We start from the raw sequence: 21,930 nt of genomic DNA, 5'->3' as shown, positions 1-21,930 counted from the left end.
TCTATGCGGCGCGCTTTTCTCGCAAGTTTGATTATTAATTCCATGTTTTCGTTTGCCAGCGTGGCGGCAACTGAAGAGCAGCAAGCAATAGATTCAAGCATTGCCGTGCCCCAAAATGTCGAATCAAACCATAACCAGTCAACCTATTCCGATTCAACCTATGCCGAACCTGTATTTATCAATGATAAAATCCTCCCGCCTATATTAACTTGGCAAGGCGCTAGCGAAACATTGATAAAACCTGCCGATTCCCCATGGGCGACACCATTCGAGCAGCAAGCATTAACCCAAAGCCCTAATTATGATGACACTCATCAATGGTTAACAAACTTAGTCGATAACAGCGCCTTATTAGCGCAAACATCTTTGGGGAAAAGCCCTCAAGGGCGTGATATTTGGATGGTAATCGCATCTGAATCTGGCGCGACAACCCCCGCGGAGCTATCTGAAAGCAACAAACCAACCGTGTTAGTTCAAGCGGGTATTCATTCTGGTGAAATTGACGGAAAAGATGCTGGGATGATGTTATTGAGAGATATTACCCAAGGTGATAAACAGGCATTGCTCGATAAGGTAAACCTATTATTTGTACCTATTTTAAGTGTCGACGGCCATGAGCGCAGCTCTGAGTTTAACCGCGTAAATCAACGTGGACCTGTGGATATGGGTTGGCGCACTAACGCTAGAAACTTAAATTTAAACCGTGATTACGCCAAACTAGATACTCTAGAATTACAACATATGATCCGCGCCATCAATGTGTGGCAACCTGACTTATATATTGACGTTCATGTCACTGACGGCATTGATTACCAATACGATGTCACCTTTGGTTATAACGTTAAACAAGGTTACAGCCCGGCAAGTTTTGATTGGTTAGAAAAGTACTACCGTCCAGAAGTTGAATCAGCACTCACTGATAATGGTCACGTTCCTGGGCCACTTGTGTTCGCTCTAGATAACACCGACCTTACAAAAGGATTATCCTACTGGAATCCAAGCCCGCGATTTTCAAACGGTTATGGCGATGCACGCCATTTGCCGACCATTCTCATTGAAAACCACAGTTTAAAACCTTTTAAGCAGCGTGTTCTCGGCACATACGTCATGCTTGAGCAAACCTTAAAAACAGTCGCGACACACGGCACTAAGTTAAAAGCCGCCATTTATGAAGATAAATACCGACGTCAGCAGCAAGTCCCATTAACGTGGAACACAGTTGATCAAGCTGGATGGGATTTTAAGGGCATTGATTATACCCTTGAGACCAGTGAAATCAGTGGCAATGATGTGGTGCGCTGGAATGGTCAACCTAAGCTATATCCAAACTTACCCGTGATGGGAAATACTGAACCCAATATCATTACCCAACGCCCCAAGTTTTATTATGTGGCAGCTCAGTGGCAACAAGTGCTTGACCGCCTTTCGATTCATGGTGTGAGAATGACACAACTGACAGAAGCTAAAACGGTAAAAGTCAGCCAGTACCAATTTTCAGAGCCGCAATTTAATCATAAGGATTATGAAGGTAGGCAAAGAGTTCAGGCCACCAGCAACAAGGTGAATATCGAAACGACGTTACCGATTGGTACCGTACAGATTGCCACAAATCAGCCATTAGGTGATTTAGCCATTTTGTTACTCGAGCCTCAGTCTGCAGACTCATTTTTCCAATGGGGCTTTTTTAATAGCATTTTCACCCGTACTGAATACATTGAAGATTATGCGGTAGAACCATTGGCAGCCCAAATGCTCAAAGAGGATGAGTCATTAGCTAAAGAATTTAAACTGGCACTAGAAGACGAAGCCTTTGCTAATGATCCTAAAGCAAGATTACGTTGGTTTTATGAAAGAAGTCCGTACTTCGATGAGCAATATATGAAATATCCAGTATTGCGTTCTCGTTAGTCGGTTAGGTATCAATTAGCTGTCGGTTAAATATGGATTTCAAGTAAAACTCATTAGCAACGTTCTCAACAATGAAGCCACTCTAAGCTTTTAACTAGAAAAAGATGCGTAGAGTGGTTTTTATTCAGGTTAATGCCTTAACTTGAGCATGGCGTAAGCTTCACAAACACCCAATATAAACACTAATCATAGACACTATAGATGGTACTGGTCATATTGGTCATGCTGATAAGAAGCAATTAACGCCAGCTTCTTCACCCTAGACAGTTTTTTTACCGCTATTTCTCGTTTAGTCGCTAAACTTCTGTCAGCAACGCTTTCTTGGTAAACCAAGGTTAACGGGCCTTTTCCTTTAAGGTATTTTGCCCCTTTAGCACCACCAGCTTGATGCTCTGAAAAACGCCTTTTAACGTCAGTCGTGATACCTGTATAGATGTGCCCGTTATGACACTTGATCATGTAAAGAAACCAATCGACATCTTTAGGTGATGACTTACTGGGTTTCTCGCTCACATCGTCACTTTTGGTCGTCATAGATATAAAAAACCTTCGGTCTGATCATAGTTATCTGTCGCTATCATGGCATAATGCAGTATCAAAAATGAATCTTATTATCTAAGTCGATCTTAGATGAACCACAACATGGCAATGTCATGTGAGGAGCAACGATGTCAACAAAATCTGATGCCTGTGCACAACCTGGTTTAATGGCGCCTGCTGATGCAATTAAAGCGCTATTAGCTCAAGTCAGTGTGACTGAAAACAGTGAAATGGTCAGCTTAAATGAAGCTGTTGGCCGCATTCTTTCTGAAGATTTGGCATCTTGTATTGATCTCCCGCCTTTTGATAACTCATCAATGGATGGCTATGCATTCAAATTTGATGAACTAACTGGTGACAACGCAACGACATTGACCTTAGTCGGTACCTCATTTGCTGGTCACCCATATCAAGGCAATATTCCTGCAAATAGCTGTATTCGCATTATGACAGGTGCCCCTGTTCCAACGGGTTACGATACCGTTCAAATGCAGGAAAAAACCACTGCAGACGGAAATAACATCACCATTGAACATCCTAAAGCGAAAGGTAATAGTGTTCGCTACCGCGGTGAAGAGCTTATCGCAGGCACTAACGTTCTTAAAAGTGGCACCCAAATTCGCGCTGCTGAAATGGGCGTTTTAGCCACTATAGGTATTAGCCAAGTACGCGTTAAAGCACGCCTTAAAGTCGCTTTCTTCTCAACAGGTGACGAGTTACGCCCGGTTGGAAGCGACCTTGCTCCAGGACAAATTTACGATTCAAACCGCTACTCAATCAAAGGGCTACTGACCCAAGCAAATGTTGAATGGATTGACTTAGGCGTTATCGAAGACGATAAGGAAGCCATTCGCGGTGCATTTAAAGAAGCAGCGGACAAAGCAGACATGGTGCTAACCTCTGGTGGCGTTTCTGTGGGTGATGCTGATTACACCAAGCAAATTTTATCTGAAGAAGGTGAAATCACCTTTTGGCGTCTCGCGATTAAACCCGGTAAACCTTTTGCCTTTGGTAAGTTAGGCAAAGCAGTATTTTGCGGCTTACCTGGCAACCCAGTATCTTCAATGGTGACCTTCTATAAGCTAGTTTGGCCGATCATCAATAAGATGCAAGGCTTAACCGTTAAAGAGCCACTAATAGTTAAAGCCACTTTGTCTAGCCCAATACGTAAACAACCTGGTCGCGCCGAATACCAACGTGGTGTTTTGAGTCGTAACGAAGCAGGTGAATTGATCGTCGCCACCACTGGCGGTCAAGGTTCGGGTATGTTGACTTCGATGAGCCTAGCCAACTGCTTTATTAACTTAGAGCAAGAACAAGGCGATGTTGCAGCGGGTACGACAGTTAATGTTGAGCCGTTCAACAGCGTATTGTGTTAAAGGTTAAGGAAGTATCATGAATGATTTAACCCCAAACACAGCCAATATCCTTGAGGCTGACGATGGCGAGATATTGTCAGACAACGAAATGCTGCGTTATAGCCGTCAAATATCCATTAAAGCAATGGATATTGAAGGCCAAGAGAAGCTCAAGCAAGCCAAAGTATTGGTCATTGGTGCTGGCGGTTTAGGTTGTACTGTGACTCAGTACCTAGCAGTTGCTGGTGTGGGTGAAATGACCATTGTTGATTTTGATACGGTAGAGTTATCAAACTTACAACGCCAAGTGTTACACCATGATGAAAACATCGGCCAAGCTAAGGTGGATTCTGCCAAACAAACATTAGCGCAACTAAACCCATTGATTACCATTAATACTATCAATCAATTTCTTGATGAAGATAGGATTGAACAATTGGTCGCTGAGCATATGCTAGTGCTGGACTGTACTGACAATGTGCAAGTAAGAGAACAGCTTAATAAAAGTTGCTTTAAACATAAGGTCAGCTTTATCTCTGCAGCCGCTATTCGAATGGAAGGCACTGTAACAGTGTTTGATTATCAAGCATCTTCACCTTGTTATCATTGCTACAGCAGCTTATTTGGCGAGCAACAACTCACCTGTGTCGAGTCAGGTATTCTAGCGCCTGTTGTAGGCTTAGTGGGTTGTATTCAAGCAACTGAAGCCATTAAAGCCATCAGTGAAATGGGACAAGGTCTGAGTGGACGCATCTTGATGATTGATGCGATGACGATGGAATTTCGTGAGATGAAACTTCCCAAACAAGCCAATTGTGCTGTTTGTTCAGGCGAAGCGTAACCGATTGCTTAAGTTTGTTTCTGCCAAACTAACTTATCAATAAGCTATTTTTACCAAAACCGCCATTATTGGCTATAGTTGATAAAAGAAAAACTGCCGAATTATCAGCGTTCTTTTATGAAGATTTTTCATAGATCTTATTAACGGAACCCTGTAATAGGAATTCACTATGTTTGCTCAATCGACTATAGCCAGTGACGTTATCTACAGAATCAAAAGCCAGTTAGTAAAATTTAGTAAGATATTTTTCTGCTGCACCCTTCTAAGTACCCTCTCAGCCTGTTCAGGTGATGACGTTAAGCCGCTCCATATGACAAATCCAGCTGCAGATTACTGTATTGAGAAAGGCGGAAGTCGAGAAACGATTGAGCATATCAATGGGGATGTATCGCTTTGTACACTAGCTGATGGAGAAGTCATCGAAGAATGGGAGTTGTTTAGGCGCGACCATCAAAAAAGCTAATTAATTGACTGTCTAGCTAAACTTTTTGCTCATGTTTTTAACCATGTTCTGCTAAGAAGATCTGTTAAGCAGTTCTGTAAAAAAGCGCTGTTAAACACAGGAATTAAACACGCCAATTAACCTACTTGCTCTGTGGCAACCACGGCTTCAATCGGTTGAGTTTGATTGTCATCACTTATGACTATTTGTTGCTCCAATGCGCGCTCCGCTTTAGAAACATACTTAGGCTTATTGCTGCCAGCCTTTTTGGCATTGGCTTTCTTTGCTTTACCTTTAAGTGTTTGGTTAATCTTTTTACGTCTATTCATGGTCATTTCACCTTATACTCATTGATGTCGCAGTCTTGCTCATAGCCATTTAATAAATCAGCATAAGAATATGATCACTTATTTATCCCGATTGGTATAAGCCAAAAATAATCGGAGTGCGATTCTACAAGCCTAGACATAAAAATACCAATTCCAAATGACATCAGAATCGGTATTTTACATCTGACTCAGGCAGTAACTGCAGTAATTGTATTAGCCACTAATGCCTTATTGGCCAATGGCTAATCTTGAACCACCACCCAAATCGCGTGAATTAAGCCAGGGAAAAAGAAAAGTAAACACAAAATAATATTGATCAATAAGTCTTTGCCCATGCCTTTTTTCAAAAACACGGCAACTGGTGGTAATAAAATAGCGATAACAGCAAGCAAGAGTTTATTTGTATCCATAATTGTTTATTTTCCTTTTTAAAATTTAAATTAATCAAACAGTGCCCAATACAGTGCATAAATGCAACAGTTTGTGTAACACATAAAATATGACTATGATGTTCTACACAATAAACTTATCTTTAATTTTTAAACATTTAATCTAGGTTTAATGATAGAAAACAGCAATAGTCTTATTCTAATTCAAGTGATTTGTATCTTGTGCTTCACAGGAACAATCGCTTGGACAGTAATGGTTGTTCCTATGCGGGTCGCACCTAGTGCTAGCTGGCGCTTTGCGCTAGCTAATTTCTGTGTTTTATTAGGCATGCTGCTCTACACTCAACGTACCCAAGAACCAAGTTACCTGCATTGGCTAGTGGCTGACAATATAATTCTAGTTGGTTTTTGCTTTTTACGCTGGGGAGCTCAGCGTCTTTATCATTTAAAATCCAGTCATCGATTTGATTTAGCAGTTATTATTATCTCAATCAGCTTAATGTTACTGGCAAAGCCTCACACGGCCAGCGCAGCATACTTAATGATAATTTTATCGCTCGCTGCTGCAGTTTGTTTCTTCATGCTGGCTAAAGATCATTACGTTGCCTTCAAAGCAAACTTTACCGCTTTTGCTACATATTGGTTGGTGATCCCTATTTTGCTCATTGGGGTAATGTTTTTAGCAAGGGCATGTATTATCTTACTTTTCCCAGAGAAAGTTGCCACCTATGCAGCATTTAATACTGAAGAATCCTTACCGATCCTTTGGGTCTACATTGTATTAATTCTATTAGTGAACATTCTCATAATTGGCAACACCATCAATCGCCTTGTGGTAAAAATTATGACCTTGGCGAACAAAGATTCTCTTACAGGGCTTTGGAACCGTAACGCTCTGCAAAGTAAATTGGCTTTAGAACATGCTCGCTGGTTAAGAGATAAAGTGAGTTACAGTGTAATACTGATTGATTTAGACCACTTTAAACAAATTAACGATACACACGGACATACAGCAGGTGATGAAGTACTAAGAGTTGCCGCTAAACAACTCAATAATGTGACCCGTAAAATTGATTATTTGTGTCGCTACGGCGGTGAAGAGTTTGTATTGATACTGCCGCTAACCTCGGAACAAAAAGTCCTTTGCGTCGCTGAAAAGCTGCAACAAACCTTAGCGGAAGTGAACTTCGAATGGCGTGGTACACCTATTGCCATTCAAGCCAGTATTGGTTGTGCCACTATTCATGAAGGTTTACCAGTGGAGGCATTACTCCAGTTGGCCGATAAAGCCATGTATGAAGCTAAAGCCAGTGGCCGTAATTGCATTAAAATGGCCAATACAACGAAGCCAAATTACAACTAAAGATTATACCTTCGGCCAAGATAAATTCGCAGGGTTTTGCCAGTCATTTTGTAACAGCTTCCCCACTAACGGATGAATAAACTCGCTACCAATTTCTGGAAGCTGTTTAAATTGATAGTGTTGTCCTTGATATTCAAAATCCAACATCATGGCGTGCAAGTAACATCTATCAGCAATATCGCCGCCGTATAACTCATCACCTAAAATAGGCACGCCGATACTGCTTAGCGCAACACGCAGTTGATGGGTTTTACCACTTAATGGCTTAAGTAAATATAACCGTAAACCATTTTCAATAGACTGAGAAAAGAACTGAGTGATGGCAGGATTGGTCTTAGTTCGAAGTAACTTATACATACTACGACGAGATTTTGCCATATCACCGATAATCCCACCCTGCTTCTTTTTAGGCTTACCTTTAGCAATGGCCAGATAAAATTTCTGTATTTTATGTTCACTGAACAATGTGGTGAATACAGCTGCGGCTTGGGAAGATTTAGCTAAAATAAGTAAACCAGAAGTTGGCGTATCGAGGCGGTGCACAGCATACAGCTTAATCCCTAAGTCGACTTCAACCTGTGCAACCACACCCGCACTGCCGTCTTGGCTATGGAAATGCACTTTGGGAGACTTATTGATAACGATGAAATCTGGATGCTGTTCTATGAGTTGGTACATAGTCTCGATTCTAGTTAGGTCACTGACAGATTTTAGCAACGAGGACTAGAATCGAATATCGACAATCAGTCCTGGTTGATTATCTTGAAGCTCAATTTTAGCATGGTGACGAGATAAAATCGCTTTAACCATGGATAAACCAAGCCCTGTTCCTTTGTGATGACGACTTGGGTCGAGACGCACTAAGCGGTCAAATACTCTTTCCTTATCTTCATCACTGATCCCCGGACCATTATCAATTATCTGGATGGTTTTACCTGATTGCACAATTTGAATTGTCGCATCTTCAGGCGCATATTTAATCGCATTATCCACCAAGTTAAACAAGGCTTGGAATAATAGGTATTTATCCCCAGATATCGTCACATCTTTTTCAACCGTTAAAGTTAAGCTTTGCTGTTTTGATTCAGCGACCACTTCTGCCATCTCAAATAAGTCTTCACACAGCAGCTGCAAGCTCACAGGCTGCATATCTAAGGTTTGCTGACCTTCTTCAATGCGCGTTAAAGATAACATGGCATCAAAAGTTGCCAGACAATGATCCAATTCTTCCAGCAGCATTGCCGTCTGATCAGAAACTTGCTCAGTAGGCTTATTAGGTAATTGTTCGATACCAATTCGCAAATGCGACAAAGGGGTTCTTAAATCATGGGCAATATTGTCGGTCACCCCGCGAACTGCCATCAAATTGTTTTCTAAGGTATCAAGCACCCGATTGAACTGCCCCGCCAACATATCAAATTCATCTTCATTATGACTGACAGGTAAACGGGTGTTGTACTCACCTTGCTCAATCTTTTCACACAATAAATTGTACTGAACTAACCGTCTTAAAATCGCTTTTGAAAATATGAATCCGACAGCTAAAGTAATACCAAGTGTAAACGCCACAGCCCAAAAGGCTGCATTAATAAATTTGTCGATTAACGCCGCTAGGTTATCGGTTCGAGTTGCTATCAATACCGGCCCATAATGGGTCATTACGATGCCACCAGTAAGAATATGCAGCTTATCGGGACCACCGGTTAAGATGGGAAAATCTCGGGTTTTCGGCAATACAGGCATATTGTCAGGCACAAAACTAAGTGCGCCCACCATATCAACACTGTTACGCCAAGCAATAAGGGCCGTTTTAGGATCAGCGGCTCGAATTTGCGCAGCAAAACTACGTCGGTCAACGGTTAATGCAAGCTGTTGATAGCGTTGCATTTCAGTCGCAAGATGCTGCTCAACCTGATTCTCTTGCTCAATCACGAGTTGGCGGTATAAACCAAATACCAACAACACAATTAACAAGGTCACCAAGGTTGAGAAGATCAGCGTTATCCGCCAAGCACTGCTTTGGTAGGGTTTAATTCCCTTTGCAAAGGCGATATCCAGCCCCTCGAACAGTTTCGATGATTTCTGGATGGCCTAGCTCTTCAAATTTACGACGTAATTTGGCGATATGAACATCAATCACATTAGTGCGGGGATCAAAGTGGTAATCCCATACAGCTTCAAACAATAAGGTACGACTTATCACTTGATTAGGGTGTTCCATTAGATATTTAAGCAGCTGAAACTCTTTAGGTTGCAGCATTAATTCATGCTCATCTAATGTCACTTTACGTGTCAGCAATTCCATTCTTAAATTGCCCACTTCAAGGTCGGTATTAGCCGCAGAAGGTGCATTACGCTGAATAAGCTTTTCGGCGCGTACTTGCAATTCAGCAAAGGCAAAAGGTTTAGTCATGTAGTCATCGCCCCCCGCGCGTAAGCCTTTCACTCGCTCATCAACGTGACTAAGTGCCGATAGAATTAATACAGGGGTTTGGTTGCCATTATTTCTAAGCGCTGTCAGCAAAGTCAATCCATCTAACTGCGGTAACATGCGGTCTAAAATAATAATGTCGTATTGATTATGCTTGGCTTGGTGCAGGCCATCATGTCCATTGGTCGCAGTATCAACTTGATATTGCTGAGCGGTAAAACCTTCGGCAACGTATTGTAATGTGGTTGCGTCATCTTCAACGATTAATACTCGCATAGTGCTATTCCTTAATGCTACAGCCTTCACTGCAAAGATACTTTTAGCCCGTTAAAGCTAATCCCATTGTAATAATGGTAACGGACGTAATTCTTCAATATCAAAAGCAATAGTATGCTTGCTAGAAACATTGAGTAATTTTAACTCTAGGTAACTGATCGCTAGGTCATGCTCTAACTCAGCTTCAATTAAATAACCTGCTTGATCTTGTTGTGCCATTCTGACGAGTTCAGTAAAGGTCATTTCTTTTTTAGCTAAGACTCGAGCAGCTTTGATTTGGTCCAAATCATCCGGTTCAAACACAGATAACTTTTTAGTGATTAAACTGCCATCAGAGGCGTCAAATGACAATTCGGTAATTTCACTGTCATCAAGATTTAATAGGTCAATTTCATATACTAATTGACCGTTTTCAATATCCATATCAAACGATGAAACAATACCATTATATTCTGCTTCAATTTGTTCAATCACGATAAGCGGTCTTACGTATTCACCCTTCGAGAGTAATGTATGCATACTCGTGGTTGCCATTACCATAGATGGAAATACGACTAACAACGACAGAACGATACGGAACATGAAAGCCTCAAGATGAGAATTGGAATAGTGCTACTTTACCTAAGCCCAGCAAAAGACCCAAGCATTGTAAGATTAATAATTGATCATGATTCTAGAATATGAACTTGTTCAGATTTAAGCGCAATCGTGGTCGCAAGCCCAGACTTTAAAGAGAGTTTCTCAGCTAAGTGTGAAGGTATATCCATATTGAACACCTCATCAACATCAGCCATTCTGGCTTTCACTCGCACTGACTCACCCATGATAAGCATAGACTCAATGACAATATCGAGTTTATTAATGCTACGGCATAATCGCCCACTGGTAATGGCATTGAAACGGATACCTTGATTAGGAATGACCCAGCGCACTTGCTGCCCGACCACTAACTCTGGCGCACTGTCGCTAGCAATAATTTGCTCACCCATTTTAAGCCAAGTGATATTAGCATCAACATCGCGACCACTCACCTCAGCATTGAAGATGTTCCGCAGCCCCATTTGTCTGGCGACGGTTTCATTACAAGGGTGAGATAACACCTCAAATGGCTTACCTTGTTGTAGCATTTTGCCTTGGCTGATTAAAATCATTTTGTCAGCAAGTAACAAAGCTTCATTCATATCATGGGTCACCATGACAACAGGAATAGATAACTGCGACTTTAAGCGGGCAAGCTCCATGTATAAACGCTCACGGGTTTCTCTATCTACCGCTGAAAAGGGTTCATCAAGCAATAATACTGAAGGTTCACGTGCTAACGCTCTTGCTAAGGCCACACGCTGACGCTGACCGCCAGATAACTGAGCAGGCAGCCTAGCAGGGAGCCCGTGTAAGTTAACTCGCTCAAGCCAGTCTAAGGCTCTTGCCTTACGTTCGATCTTAGGTATGTGATCTAAGCCAGAAATGACATTTTCCAGCGCCGTGAGGTGAGGAAATAAACCAAAATGTTGCGGCACATAGCCAATATGACGTTGTTGTGGTGACAAATGGATATGTTGCTCATCGTCAAACCATGTCTTGCCGCCGCACTCGATCTTGCCTTGCTCAGAAGAACTTAATCCAGCAATCATCCGCAGTAGTGTTGTTTTACCACCACCGGATGGCCCAACGACAGCCAATACTTCCCCAGCTTTACAACTAAATTTAGCGGTTAAAGGAATCGGCGACTGTTGTGATATTTCGCAGTGTAGATCAGCGTTGTTGGTTGGCATTATGGCCTCCTAAACGCTTCGACAAACTGGTGGTAATGGCGAGAACACTCACAGCAAATACTAACAACACTAGCGACATAGTACCCGCCGCTTCAAAGTCAAAAGCTTGCACACTGTCATAAATGGCAATCGAGATCGTTTTAGTTTCACCGGCTATATTGCCGCCAAGCATTAATACCACGCCAAACTCACCCAATACGTGAGAAAAACACAATACCACCGCCGTCAGAATCCCAGGCCAAATCATTGGCAGTTCGATTTTTAAAAAGATGCGCCACCAGCTCATGCCGCAACACGCTGCGGCATCTGGAATATCATGAGGAATGGTTTCAAATGCCCGTTGGATAGGCTGCACTGCAAAAGGAATATTAACTAGAATGGAAGCGATCACTAAGCCAGAAAAATTAAACACTAACTGAGTACCAGTAAACTGCTCAACCCATTGGCCAATCAAACTTTGACTACCTAGACCCACCAGCAAATAATAGCCAATCACAGTCGGCGGCAACACTAATGGCACCATAATGAGTGCTTCAACCCATGATTTACCTCGAAATTGTTTGTAGGCCAGAAAACGTCCCACAAAAATAGCCATAGGGATCAGGATTAACACAGTAACGGTACTTAATTTGGCGGAAAGCCACAGTGACTGCCAATCCATAAATTACTGCTCCGCCACTTGCTGTCTAGGTCTTGGCGAGCTGAGTTTAGGTTGGTGTAAATGATGTTTATCATCGGCGTTAGCAGGAAAACCAAAGCCATAACTTTTTAGAACTTGCTGCGCAGCACTGGTTTGCATGTACTGATAAAACTGTTTGGTTGTGTCGCCGGCTTTAGGCGTCATGACCATGCGTTGATTAATCGGCTGATAAAAAGATTGTGGGATTTCAACATAACGGCCCATCTTGGTAAATTGCGGCGCTGATGCCAACGATAAAGCCACAATGCCACCTTGGGCAGAGCCACTTAAGGCAAATTGAGCCGCTTGGGATACATTTTCGCCCATGATGATAGTGGACTTTAAATCAGACCAAAGCTGTTGTTCTGTCAATAATGCTTGAGCACGTTCACCATAAGGCGCATGAGCTGGGTTGGCGATAACAAAGCGCTTAATCTCACCTTGCTTGACGGCTTCAGCTAGGCCAGTTAATTGCGGATCGAGTTTAAGAGAAGAGTTATTAGGAGCGACAAGGGCAAGCTTGCCAATGGCGTAAATATCACCATCAGAATCGGTTTTACCGGCCTTGTGTAACTGCTGCACATAAAACTCATCAGCGCTAAGCAACATTTCAAATGGTGCGCCATGCTGAATTTGTGCAACAAAGTTTCCTGAAGAGCCGTAAGACACCCGCAATTTCAAGCCAGTTTCTGCGGTAAAGTTTGTCACGATTTCATCTAATGCAAACTTAACATTCGCCGCTGCTGCAATAGCAGGTGGTTTCGCAGCGTGAACTGAACACGAAACTAAGGTCACTAAACCTAGCAAGCTACTAAGCAGTACTCGCTGAATACCAAGTAGTGAACGGCGACTAACAGTCATAAACCTAGCATCCTTAATTTACTTTGCGTCGTCATTCCACATTGATGCAGCTTGTTCATCTGAATCACGTGCTTCAACCCAATTATTGCCTTCTTCACCCGCTTCTAGTTTCCAAAAAGGGGCTTTAGTTTTTAAGAAATCAATTAAGAACTCACAAGCTGCAAATGCTGCTTTGCGATGCATGCTGGTAACGCCAATAAATACGATTTGCTCACCCAACTCCATGCGACCCACACGGTGAATAATGGTGACGTAATTTAATGGCCAGCGCTCATAGGCTTGTTCAGCTAATTGCACTAGCACAGCTTCGGTCATACCAGGGTAATGTTCTAACGTTAAATCAGTGACGGCACTACCATCATTAAAGTCGCGGACTTTACCAGCAAAGGTCACCACTGCGCCGTCGCTATTATCGTTAGCAATAGCCGCATATTCATCAGCCACACTGAAATCAGCGGTTTGAACACGAACCACTTGTCTTGGGTTGTTATTAGCCGTTGCCGTCATAATTTAGCCACCTGTTACTGGTGGGAAAAAGGCAACTTCATCGCCATCAACAACTACCGCATCCCATGCACTCATCGTTTGATTCACGGCGACCAGTAATTTTTCTGACGACAATACTTTAGCCCATTTATCATCTTTAGCTGCTAATGCTTCACGCAGTTGCTCAGTATTGGTAATACCCTCTGCTGCAACTTCAACTTTAGCCGTGCCGAGTAACTCTCTAACTTGTGCAAAAAATAGAACTTGGATCATGTCGATGTCTCGTATTGAGTTGGTCTTTCAATTAACGTTGAACTCTTGGTAGCGCTCAAATACCAGCAAAAATTAATCTTCTGCTTGGAAATGACCTGACTTACCGCCACGCTTTTCAAGTAAGCGTACTTGAGAAATAATCATGTCTTTTTGAACGGCTTTACACATGTCATAAATGGTTAACGCCGCTGTTGAAGCTGCGGTTAATGCTTCCATTTCCACACCTGTTTTACCAGAAAGTTTACATAAGCTCGTGATACGGACACGGTTAAGTTCTGGCTGAGCTTCAAGGTCAACTTCTACTTTGGTCAACATTAACGGATGACATAAAGGAATTAAATCTGAGGTCTTTTTAGCTGCCTGGATACCAGCAATACGTGCTGTAGCAAATACATCACCTTTGTGGTGGCTGCCACTCATGATCATTTCAAGCGTACTAGGCGCCATTTCAATGAATGCTTCCGCGCGGGCTTCACGTTCCGTGACAGTTTTTTCAGTCACATCGACCATGTGGGCGTTGCCATCGGCATTGATATGGGTAAAACAATTGCTCATGCTAACTTGCCTTCTTAAGTCTTAATATCTGTCTGGGAAAGGAATACTGTTTAGCAGTCAAACTGCAAACACCTTAAGCCACCAAACTCCGCTCTATATTAACCGCCAATAGAAGCTAGATGCTTGGTCACGCCTGTGATCCCTTGATGTAAATAATGGGTTTCTTCTTTCTGTGCTAATTGACTGTGCAAACGTTCAATAAGCTCTGCGCGTTGGGATTCATGTTGCAATAAATCACGTAAATCAAGGCCGTTTTCGGTAAACAAACACAAATGCAATTTACCTTTTGCAGACACTCGTAAACGGTTACAACTGGCACAGAAGTTTTTGGCGTACGGCATAATCAAGCCGATACGACCTTGGTAGTCTGGGTGACTGAAGTTTTGAGCTGGGCCGTCATCAACACTCGGTAAGTCATATAACCAACCTTCTGACTCAAGTTTTAACTTGATATCAAGGCCAGCTAAGTGATGAGCTTTAAAGTAATCATGACCTAAGCCTGTTTCCATTAGTTCAATAAAGCGCAAGTCTATCGGTGTGCTTTTGATCCAATGTAAAAAACGTGGCAAATCTTTGTCATTTAAGCCTTTAAGCAGTACAGCATTGATTTTAATTCGCTCAAAACCTGCCTCAAGCGCTGCGTCGATACCACGCATGACTTGATCAAACTTATTCTCGCCAGTGATTTGGTAAAACATTTTAGGGTCTAGACTATCAACCGAAACATTAATCCGGCGCAGACCTGCGTCATACCATTCTTTGGCATGCTTCTCGAGACGATAACCATTGGTTGTGGTGGCAACGGTATTGATGTTGTCATTATCAGCAACGACACGAATGATATCAGTAAAATCTTTTCTAAGGGTCGGCTCACCACCGGTAATGCGGATTTTTTGAGTACCGACTTCGCCAAAAGCCGCCACTAAATTTTCTATTTCTTTTAGTGCGAGAAACTTAGGCTTGCCATCAGGTCGATAACCGTCAGGTAGGCAATAGGTACATTTGAAATTACAAACGTCAGTGACTGACATCCGCAGATAGTGAAATCTTCGACCAAAGCTGTCTTGTAGTTGGGACATGTTAACCTTTCCAAGTGTGGGAGGTAAGTGCATTTCTTTACTCACCCCGGTGGCATTATTACCACGGCTAAATACCCGTATCTGTGGACGTAGGATATAAAGCTCGGAGAACCGTCAACCTTGATTATAGGCCTAAATTCACTCTAATCAGAACCTTTTTATGACATTTTGTCCCAGTTTGAACAAAATCTGTAAAGAATTGCGAGCTAGCTCACGAGCTCAAAATCACAGTTGCTACTGTGACCTAGGGCATTTTTGAGGTAAGGTGAGTAAAACAATAAAAACAACAAACCCGCCAAAAATGGGAAACGAAGATCAAAGGTGAGATGATGGAACGCGAATCTATGGAATTCGATGTAGTAATAGTCGGGGCAGGACCTGCCGGACTCGCTACTGCATGTCGATTAATGCAAATATCACAAGATGCAGACAAAGAAATGACCGTCTGTGTGGTTGAAAAAGGCTCTGAGGTTGGAGCGCACATATTATCTGGTGCGGTTTTTGAACCTAAAGTATTGGATGAATTGTTCTCTGATTGGCGTGATTCCGATATCCCACTTAACACCAAAGTGACTCATGATGAGATTTATTTACTCAGCTCAGAGTCAAAATCTAAGTTAATGTCTAACAGCTTAGTGCCTAAAACGATGCACAACGAAGGTAACTACATCATTAGTGTTGGTAACCTAACGCGTTGGTTAGCTGAAAAAGCTGAAGGTTTAGGTGTAGAAATCTTCCCAGGTTTTGCCGCAAGCGAAGTGTTATTTAATCAAGATAATAGCGTTAAAGGCATTTTGATTGGCGATATGGGTGTTGGCGCTAATGGCGAAGAAAAAGACAGCTACATGCCTGGTATGGAGTTACATGCCAAATACACAGTCTTCTCAGAAGGTTGTCGTGGTCATTTAGGTAAAGAGTTAATTGCTAAGTATCATCTTGATAATGGTAAAACGCCGCAGCATTACGGTTTAGGCTTTAAAGAAATTTGGAAAATCCCAGCTGAGCAACACCAAGAAGGTAAAGTTGTTCATACTGGTGGCTGGCCGTTAAATCAAGGCACATCTGGAGGTGGCTTCCTTTACCATATGGAAGATAACCAAGTGGCTGTAGGTTTGATTATTGACCTTAATTACAAAAACCCTCATATCAGCCCATTTGACGAATTCCAGCGTTATAAACAACATCCAGTCATTAGCCAAACCTTAACCGGTGGTGAGCGCTTAACTTATGGTGCCCGCGCTATTGCTAAAGGTGGATTAAATTCACTACCTAAAATGAGTTTCCCTGGTGGACTGCTTATTGGTTGTGATGCTGGCACATTAAACTTTGCCAAAATCAAAGGCACACATACTGCGATGAAGAGCGGTATTGTTGCAGCGCAAACTTTAGGTGAAGCGTTAATGGCAGGTGTTGAGGCGGGTAAAGATCTCGATTGTTTCCAATCACGCATTGAACAAAGTTGGCTGCATGAAGAGTTATTCCAGTCACGTAACTTTGGCCCTGCTCTGCATAAGTTTGGCACTTACTTAGGTGGTGCATTTAACTTTATCGACCAAAACTGGTTTGGCGGCAAATTCCCAATTACGTTACGTGATGAAACGCCTGATCATGCAGACATGGGCTTAGCCAAAGACTTCACTCCGATTGAATACCCTAAGCCAGATGGTAAGCTCAGTTTTGATAAGTTGTCATCAGTGTACCTATCGAACACATACCATGAAGAAGATCAGAAGTGTCATCTGCAGCTTAAAGATGCTTCGACTCCTATTGCAGTTAACTTAATCAAATACAATGAACCTGCACAACGCTATTGCCCTGCTGGCGTATATGAAGTTGTTGCAGAAGGCGCTGAGAACAAGTTTGTGATTAACGCGCAAAACTGTATTCACTGCAAAACCTGTGACATTAAGGACCCAAGCCAGAATATCACTTGGGTTACCCCTGAAGGCGGCGGTGGTCCAAACTACCCGAACATGTAAACAGGACTTAAACAAAAAAACGCACTTTAATCAGTGCGTTTTTTTATGTTCTTTTTTGCAAACCTTGCCAGAGCTACTGGATAAAGTTAATCGTTAACGGGTAACGATATGCCACTCCCTCGCCCGCTTTAATTATTGCGATAATAGTGCAAATGATATCAGCTAGGGCTAATGCCATTAGCAGTATAAAACCGATGCCAACAATCGCTAAAATGCTGCTGATAATCACATATATTAGTAGGCTCAATTTAAAATTAATACAGTTTTTGCCACATTCATTAACGAACTCAAATTCATCTCGTTTCATCAGCCACACGATAAGTGGACCAATAATACTACCTAGCGGAATGATGTAACCTGCAAAGCTCGCTGCATAAACCAGTAACCCCATGTCTCTGGCTTCTTTTTCTACCATTTCACTCATTGTGCATCCTTGTCATAATTCGTTTTAATTATCGGTTTTCATTATCGGTTTTCATTATCGAAAAAATGTCGTTAAGCTGGCTCACCTTCTGGGCCATACAATCGATATTGCCAATTCTCAATTTGCTGAGTATCAATACGTTTTTGCATACTGGCAATCCAGTTTTCAGCTAAGCCTTCACACTGCATCAACTGCTGGTATTGCTCAGGATCGACATCAGCTAAAAAGTATATCTTCATCGCCTGAGCAATACTGATGTCAGTTTTTCTTTCAATTAATACAATGCTATCACTGGCTTTAATCTCGCCTTCTTGGAGTACTTTATAAAACCAACCACACATGCGGCTTTCTTGCATCGCTAAAGCAAATTTAGGGTGTCCAAACTGCAAATTGAGTTTAAAGCAAGGTGAGCGTGGCTGTGTTACTTGCAATAACACCTCACCGATTTGAATAATATCGCCAATATTCACTTGAGATTCGTTTAAACCAACAGTGCTAATATTTTCCCCCATGGCGGGGACATCCTTAAAGTGTGTGATTAAATCCCAGCGACGGTATTGGCCATAATGCTCTCGCGGGAAATGGTGCAAAACACGTTCTTCCCCGCCGTGATGAACAGGGTCGGCTTGGGTGTCGCCTTCTACGCTGTTTTTAGTCACCTTAAGCGTTGGTACCGGAAGCTTATTGTTCATGGCACTTTCAACACCCTTAATGGCGTCAATCTTATCTCCACGAAATAAACCTGAGATTTTTTTTGCTAAAACATGGCCTGCCATTAAGACTCTCTCGTCATTATGTTTGTAGTAGTGTTTTTAATAATACAATTAATAAATAGGACAATACTAGGGCGTGTTCTTTTGCCTTGGTACAATGCGATATTAGTTTGATGAGTTAAATCTTCTGAAGATTCAGTTGACGATATTCAGCACCAAAATAATCGTCGCATAGATAATAACCTCTAAGCGAGCTGGTATACACGAACGGGTTAAACCAATTTTGCTCTAAACGATAAACATTAAGGTCGCGGCGACTTTTACCTTCAAATCTCAGTGTTTACGGTTTAGCTTATTTTGATAAGTTTTTTCAAGACAAAAAAAGACCCTGTAAATGGGGGAATACAGGGTCATAAATTCGAACAAATAAAATAGGGTTGTGATGAGCTCCCAGGAAGTAGGAAGATTTATTTGAAACAAATCTTTAGCGGAAAAGATTTGGCTTTCAACAAATTACGGCGAAATTATAGAAGCAATTCATGACAGGTTAGCGACAGTTATGTGACGGAAAAATGAAATAAATCTAAAAAGCAAATTAGCCTCATTTTTGTAAATAATTTTTTAACCCTTCTCCAGGTACTGAGCTGTGTGTCGCGACAGCAAAAGCCGCCCACCTCGCCCCTTCTTCCATCGCTTCTGTGATGGATTTTTGCTGACACAGAAAGTGAATTAAACCTGCGGCGTATGCATCGCCTGCGCCTGTAGTATCCACCACCTCTGATAGAACAGCAGGCACATGTACTTGATCATGCTCACTGTAAGCGATGGCGCCATTTTCACCATCGGTTACCACAAAGTAGCGCAATGATTCACCGGCTATTTGAGTTGCAAAGCGCCATTTGTCTTGATTGCAGCGCCCCTGCATATCAGTAATAGAAGCGATGAGAATATGACATGGGCGCACTCGTTCATCTTTGGCTAGTTGCGAAACCACAAGACAATAGCCTAAAGCGGACTCAGTCCAACCACTGATGCCCTTAGCTGAAGAGTTTGTATAAAGAGCATCAAATTGTTGCCATTTAGGCGGGGAAGATAATTCAAAAATAGGTCGTTCAGGGCGAATAATCGTCCGCTCACCATCCGGTGTCATCACCAATAGCATCTCGCAGGTATTGCCATTAAATCGCTCAACTAAACGGCAGTCGAGACCTTGAGTGCTGGCTTGAGCCAGTATCCAATTACCAACTTTATCATTGCCCACTTGGCTGACTAGAGACACAGAATGACCTGCCCAAACTAAACCGATGCCTGTATTAGCACCGCCTCCACCTAGCCTTAAACCACCATCTTGATAATGGAAGCGTCCGCCTGTTTGTAGCGGTTTATCTAATTGAAGTAGTCGATCACAGTTAATATTGGCAAGCAGTAAAATATTGGCCATAGCAGTCTCTATATTCAGCATTCAATCTCAAATTGAAGGTCTTAAAAACGCTTAAAATGAATAGCACCTTCGGTCGATATCGAAATCAGTATACTGCAAAAAACAAAAAAGGCAGTGAGGATTATCACTGCCTTGATTTTAGCTATTTCAAAAAAGCTCAGAATTACATATCTTCTGGCTTTAATGGCTTACGCAGTTGTGCACGTACATTATCCATGCCTGAATAGAATTCTTTCATCATCAATAATCCCATCATTTTACCGTTATCGGTCCAAATAATGTTGTCAGGATCATTAGGGTCATTTTTAATCGCACCCATCAATTTCATTGATGCCATTTCTTTAAATAACGCTGTATCTAAATTCACACCAAACGTATCGCGGAAATACTTACGTGATAAACGACCTGAGAACATGCCCAGTAAGAAGCGGTATTGCATCACTTCTTTTTTGCCATATTGTTTTTGTTGCTCAACACCCATCAGACCGTTTTCAATACGCTGTTGGTATTTCTTGAGTGAGAAGGTATTCACATACAATGTGTCATCTAAGAAGCTGAATGATCCAGAACCCACCCCTAAATATTCATCGAAATCGATAACGTATTCATCAAAGCCTTCGTTATTGGCTTTACCGAATGCCCAACCTGATAACTGAGTGTATTGGCCATTCAAGCTATTCAAAATTTGACGATATTGACGAACCATATCTCCGTGCGGCGCGGCAAGTTTTCCTTTAACACTCTTACGTGTTTGGTGAGTAATCATCAATGGGTAAGTGGTTATCTGACGAGGATCAAGCTTCGATGCCATATCCAAATCGTGCTGGATAATTTCATCCGTTTGACCACGGAAACCAAAAATCAAATCGACGTTAATAATCGGGAATAATTCTTTTGCCGCCATGATGCGATCAAATGTTTGCTGACCCGTACCAAATTTTTCGATTCGATCAGTCATGGTCAAAATGTCATCGTTAAAACTCTGAACACCAATCGACATACGGTCCACTAAGCCTTTTAACTGCTTAAAGCCTTCACTGTCTAAATGTTGAGGGTCAGATTCACACGACACTTCTTTTATATTGGGGAATAAGGTTTTTGCGTGTTCAATGGTGCGTGCAAGTTCATCTTCTAGAACAGTCGTGGTACCGCCACCGATGTACATAGATTCAAAGTCATAACCTAAGTTTTTGACCATATCCATTTCTTTACGTAAAGAAACAAAATAGCTGCGCGCTTTTTCTTCCTTAAACAGGAAGCGATGGAAAGTACAGTATGAACACAGGGTATGACAAAAAGGCACATGCGCATAAAGCATGTACTTTTTACCTTCAACCGGCTTTGGCATCATTTCAGCAGATACAGTATCCAATCGTAAATTACGATCGACATAAAACTGCATCACTTTCTCCATCCCATTAATCATCCAATCTGGGGTGGTAATATTCGCTTCGTAAGGCGATTGGATAATTTTATCTGATGGCTTAATTATTGATGACATAGCACTTCCTATCTAAAAATATGTACACACTAACAACGCTAATGAGTTGTCGATTATGCAGAGTACTCTCAATCGAGTAACCATTATGTGAACTATCTATAACTTGGAGGTTAATCACAACAATGACAGTTGATTTTTACCAAGGAGATCACAGATTAGCACTCATTAAATAACCAACACCTAATGTACACTATCCACATGTTAAATATAACAAAGATTAATGTTAACAATATGGGGTTCATATTCCAGATACAAAAACACCCTCAAAAGCAGTGCCTTTAAGGGTGTTT

Annotated in this window: 24 protein-coding genes and 1 riboswitch; of the genes, 6 read left to right on the top strand and 18 right to left on the bottom strand. The window is 41.9% G+C overall.

The window, feature by feature from the left end:
• The first annotated feature begins 3 nt into the window (after positions 1–3).
• Entirely contained in the window at positions 4–1,908 is a 1,905-nt protein-coding gene (locus tag L2735_RS13280; RefSeq protein ID WP_248985157.1) for a M14 family metallopeptidase, read from the top strand.
• A gap of 195 nt (positions 1,909–2,103) precedes the next feature.
• On the opposite strand, the gene L2735_RS13275 is transcribed toward L2735_RS13280, so the two are convergent.
• The gene (locus tag L2735_RS13275; protein ID WP_346348136.1) at positions 2,104–2,442 is read right to left on the bottom strand and encodes a GIY-YIG nuclease family protein; all 339 of its coding nucleotides are present in this window, start codon (positions 2,440–2,442) and stop codon (positions 2,104–2,106) included.
• A gap of 134 nt (positions 2,443–2,576) precedes the next feature.
• Between L2735_RS13275 and moeA the strand changes: the two genes are divergently transcribed.
• From moeA to L2735_RS13260, 3 genes are all read left to right on the top strand, one after another.
• Positions 2,577–3,827 carry a molybdopterin molybdotransferase MoeA gene (gene moeA, locus L2735_RS13270; RefSeq protein ID WP_248985156.1) on the top strand — a complete coding sequence of 417 codons (1,251 nt, stop codon included), beginning with the start codon at positions 2,577–2,579 and terminating at the stop codon, positions 3,825–3,827.
• Between the two features lie 16 nt (positions 3,828–3,843).
• Positions 3,844–4,647 carry a molybdopterin-synthase adenylyltransferase MoeB gene (moeB, locus tag L2735_RS13265; protein ID WP_248985155.1) on the top strand — a complete coding sequence of 268 codons (804 nt, stop codon included), beginning with the start codon at positions 3,844–3,846 and terminating at the stop codon, positions 4,645–4,647.
• Positions 4,648–4,957: 310 nt separating this feature from the next.
• Positions 4,958–5,110, top strand: coding sequence for a putative hemolysin (locus L2735_RS13260; RefSeq protein WP_248985154.1), 153 nt, complete (start codon positions 4,958–4,960; stop codon positions 5,108–5,110).
• Between the two features lie 116 nt (positions 5,111–5,226).
• On the opposite strand, the gene L2735_RS13255 is transcribed toward L2735_RS13260, so the two are convergent.
• Both L2735_RS13255 and L2735_RS13250 read right to left on the bottom strand, forming a co-directional pair.
• Positions 5,227–5,418 (bottom strand): DUF2986 domain-containing protein, encoded by a 192-nt coding sequence (locus tag L2735_RS13255; RefSeq protein WP_248985153.1) that lies wholly within the window; start codon positions 5,416–5,418, stop codon positions 5,227–5,229.
• 242 nt (positions 5,419–5,660) lie between these two features.
• Complete coding sequence (locus L2735_RS13250; protein WP_248985152.1) at positions 5,661–5,828, bottom strand: YqaE/Pmp3 family membrane protein; 168 nt, start codon at positions 5,826–5,828, stop codon at positions 5,661–5,663.
• A 244-nt stretch (positions 5,829–6,072) separates the two neighbouring features.
• Here L2735_RS13250 and L2735_RS13245 point away from each other — a divergent pair, with 244 nt between their 5' ends.
• Positions 6,073–7,170: a GGDEF domain-containing protein gene (locus tag L2735_RS13245; protein WP_248985151.1), complete on the top strand. Its 1,098-nt coding sequence runs from the start codon at positions 6,073–6,075 to the stop codon at positions 7,168–7,170.
• A 3-nt stretch (positions 7,171–7,173) separates the two neighbouring features.
• Here L2735_RS13245 and L2735_RS13240 read toward each other — a convergent pair whose 3' ends face one another.
• The 11 genes from L2735_RS13240 to moaA form a co-directional block, all read right to left on the bottom strand.
• Positions 7,174–7,848, bottom strand: a complete 675-nt coding sequence (locus tag L2735_RS13240; protein WP_248985150.1) for a TIGR01621 family pseudouridine synthase — start codon at positions 7,846–7,848, stop codon at positions 7,174–7,176.
• Positions 7,849–7,893: 45 nt separating this feature from the next.
• Complete coding sequence (locus L2735_RS13235) at positions 7,894–9,129, bottom strand: sensor histidine kinase (protein WP_283104638.1); 1,236 nt, start codon at positions 9,127–9,129, stop codon at positions 7,894–7,896.
• A gap of 70 nt (positions 9,130–9,199) precedes the next feature.
• Positions 9,200–9,877, bottom strand: a complete 678-nt coding sequence (locus L2735_RS13230) for a response regulator transcription factor (RefSeq protein ID WP_220754018.1) — start codon at positions 9,875–9,877, stop codon at positions 9,200–9,202.
• Between the two features lie 57 nt (positions 9,878–9,934).
• Complete coding sequence (locus L2735_RS13225) at positions 9,935–10,459, bottom strand: PepSY domain-containing protein (RefSeq protein ID WP_248985148.1); 525 nt, start codon at positions 10,457–10,459, stop codon at positions 9,935–9,937.
• A gap of 83 nt (positions 10,460–10,542) precedes the next feature.
• Positions 10,543–11,649, bottom strand: a complete 1,107-nt coding sequence (locus L2735_RS13220; protein WP_248985147.1) for an ABC transporter ATP-binding protein — start codon at positions 11,647–11,649, stop codon at positions 10,543–10,545.
• Complete coding sequence (gene modB, locus L2735_RS13215) at positions 11,630–12,310, bottom strand: molybdate ABC transporter permease subunit (protein WP_248985146.1); 681 nt, start codon at positions 12,308–12,310, stop codon at positions 11,630–11,632. Before modB ends, L2735_RS13220 begins: the two co-directional genes overlap by 20 nt.
• A gap of 3 nt (positions 12,311–12,313) precedes the next feature.
• On the bottom strand, positions 12,314–13,189 hold the full coding sequence (gene modA / locus L2735_RS13210) for a molybdate ABC transporter substrate-binding protein (RefSeq protein ID WP_248985145.1): 876 nt from the start codon (positions 13,187–13,189) through the stop codon (positions 12,314–12,316).
• 18 nt (positions 13,190–13,207) lie between these two features.
• Positions 13,208–13,696 (bottom strand): molybdopterin synthase catalytic subunit MoaE, encoded by a 489-nt coding sequence (gene moaE / locus L2735_RS13205; RefSeq protein WP_248985144.1) that lies wholly within the window; start codon positions 13,694–13,696, stop codon positions 13,208–13,210.
• A 3-nt stretch (positions 13,697–13,699) separates the two neighbouring features.
• Positions 13,700–13,948, bottom strand: coding sequence for a molybdopterin synthase sulfur carrier subunit (moaD, locus tag L2735_RS13200; protein WP_248985143.1), 249 nt, complete (start codon positions 13,946–13,948; stop codon positions 13,700–13,702).
• A 72-nt stretch (positions 13,949–14,020) separates the two neighbouring features.
• Positions 14,021–14,503: a cyclic pyranopterin monophosphate synthase MoaC gene (moaC, locus tag L2735_RS13195; RefSeq protein WP_248985142.1), complete on the bottom strand. Its 483-nt coding sequence runs from the start codon at positions 14,501–14,503 to the stop codon at positions 14,021–14,023.
• Positions 14,504–14,601: 98 nt separating this feature from the next.
• Positions 14,602–15,582 carry a GTP 3',8-cyclase MoaA gene (gene moaA / locus L2735_RS13190; protein ID WP_248985141.1) on the bottom strand — a complete coding sequence of 327 codons (981 nt, stop codon included), beginning with the start codon at positions 15,580–15,582 and terminating at the stop codon, positions 14,602–14,604.
• Positions 15,570–15,703: riboswitch (molybdenum cofactor riboswitch) on the bottom strand. (Overlaps the previous gene by 13 nt.)
• Before the next feature lie 208 nt (positions 15,704–15,911).
• Between moaA and L2735_RS13185 the strand changes: the two genes are divergently transcribed.
• Positions 15,912–17,561, top strand: coding sequence for an electron transfer flavoprotein-ubiquinone oxidoreductase (locus tag L2735_RS13185; protein ID WP_248985140.1), 1,650 nt, complete (start codon positions 15,912–15,914; stop codon positions 17,559–17,561).
• Between the two features lie 73 nt (positions 17,562–17,634).
• Here the strand turns inward: L2735_RS13185 and L2735_RS13180 are convergent, their stop codons facing one another.
• The 4 genes from L2735_RS13180 to L2735_RS13165 form a co-directional block, all read right to left on the bottom strand.
• On the bottom strand, positions 17,635–17,985 hold the full coding sequence (locus tag L2735_RS13180) for a DUF4870 domain-containing protein (protein WP_248985139.1): 351 nt from the start codon (positions 17,983–17,985) through the stop codon (positions 17,635–17,637).
• A gap of 71 nt (positions 17,986–18,056) precedes the next feature.
• Positions 18,057–18,761, bottom strand: a complete 705-nt coding sequence (locus L2735_RS13175) for an MOSC domain-containing protein (RefSeq protein WP_248985138.1) — start codon at positions 18,759–18,761, stop codon at positions 18,057–18,059.
• Positions 18,762–19,299: 538 nt separating this feature from the next.
• Positions 19,300–20,139 carry a PfkB family carbohydrate kinase gene (locus L2735_RS13170; RefSeq protein WP_248985189.1) on the bottom strand — a complete coding sequence of 280 codons (840 nt, stop codon included), beginning with the start codon at positions 20,137–20,139 and terminating at the stop codon, positions 19,300–19,302.
• A 163-nt stretch (positions 20,140–20,302) separates the two neighbouring features.
• Positions 20,303–21,640: a coproporphyrinogen III oxidase family protein gene (locus L2735_RS13165; RefSeq protein WP_248985137.1), complete on the bottom strand. Its 1,338-nt coding sequence runs from the start codon at positions 21,638–21,640 to the stop codon at positions 20,303–20,305.
• Positions 21,641–21,930: the final 290 nt, after the last annotated feature.

Origin of the sequence: Shewanella olleyana, assembly GCF_023283825.1 — a bacterium.
GTDB lineage: Bacteria > Pseudomonadota > Gammaproteobacteria > Enterobacterales > Shewanellaceae > Shewanella > Shewanella olleyana.
The sequence above is the reverse complement of the archived record's forward strand: the minus strand, read 5'-3'. Positions and strand labels throughout refer to the sequence as shown.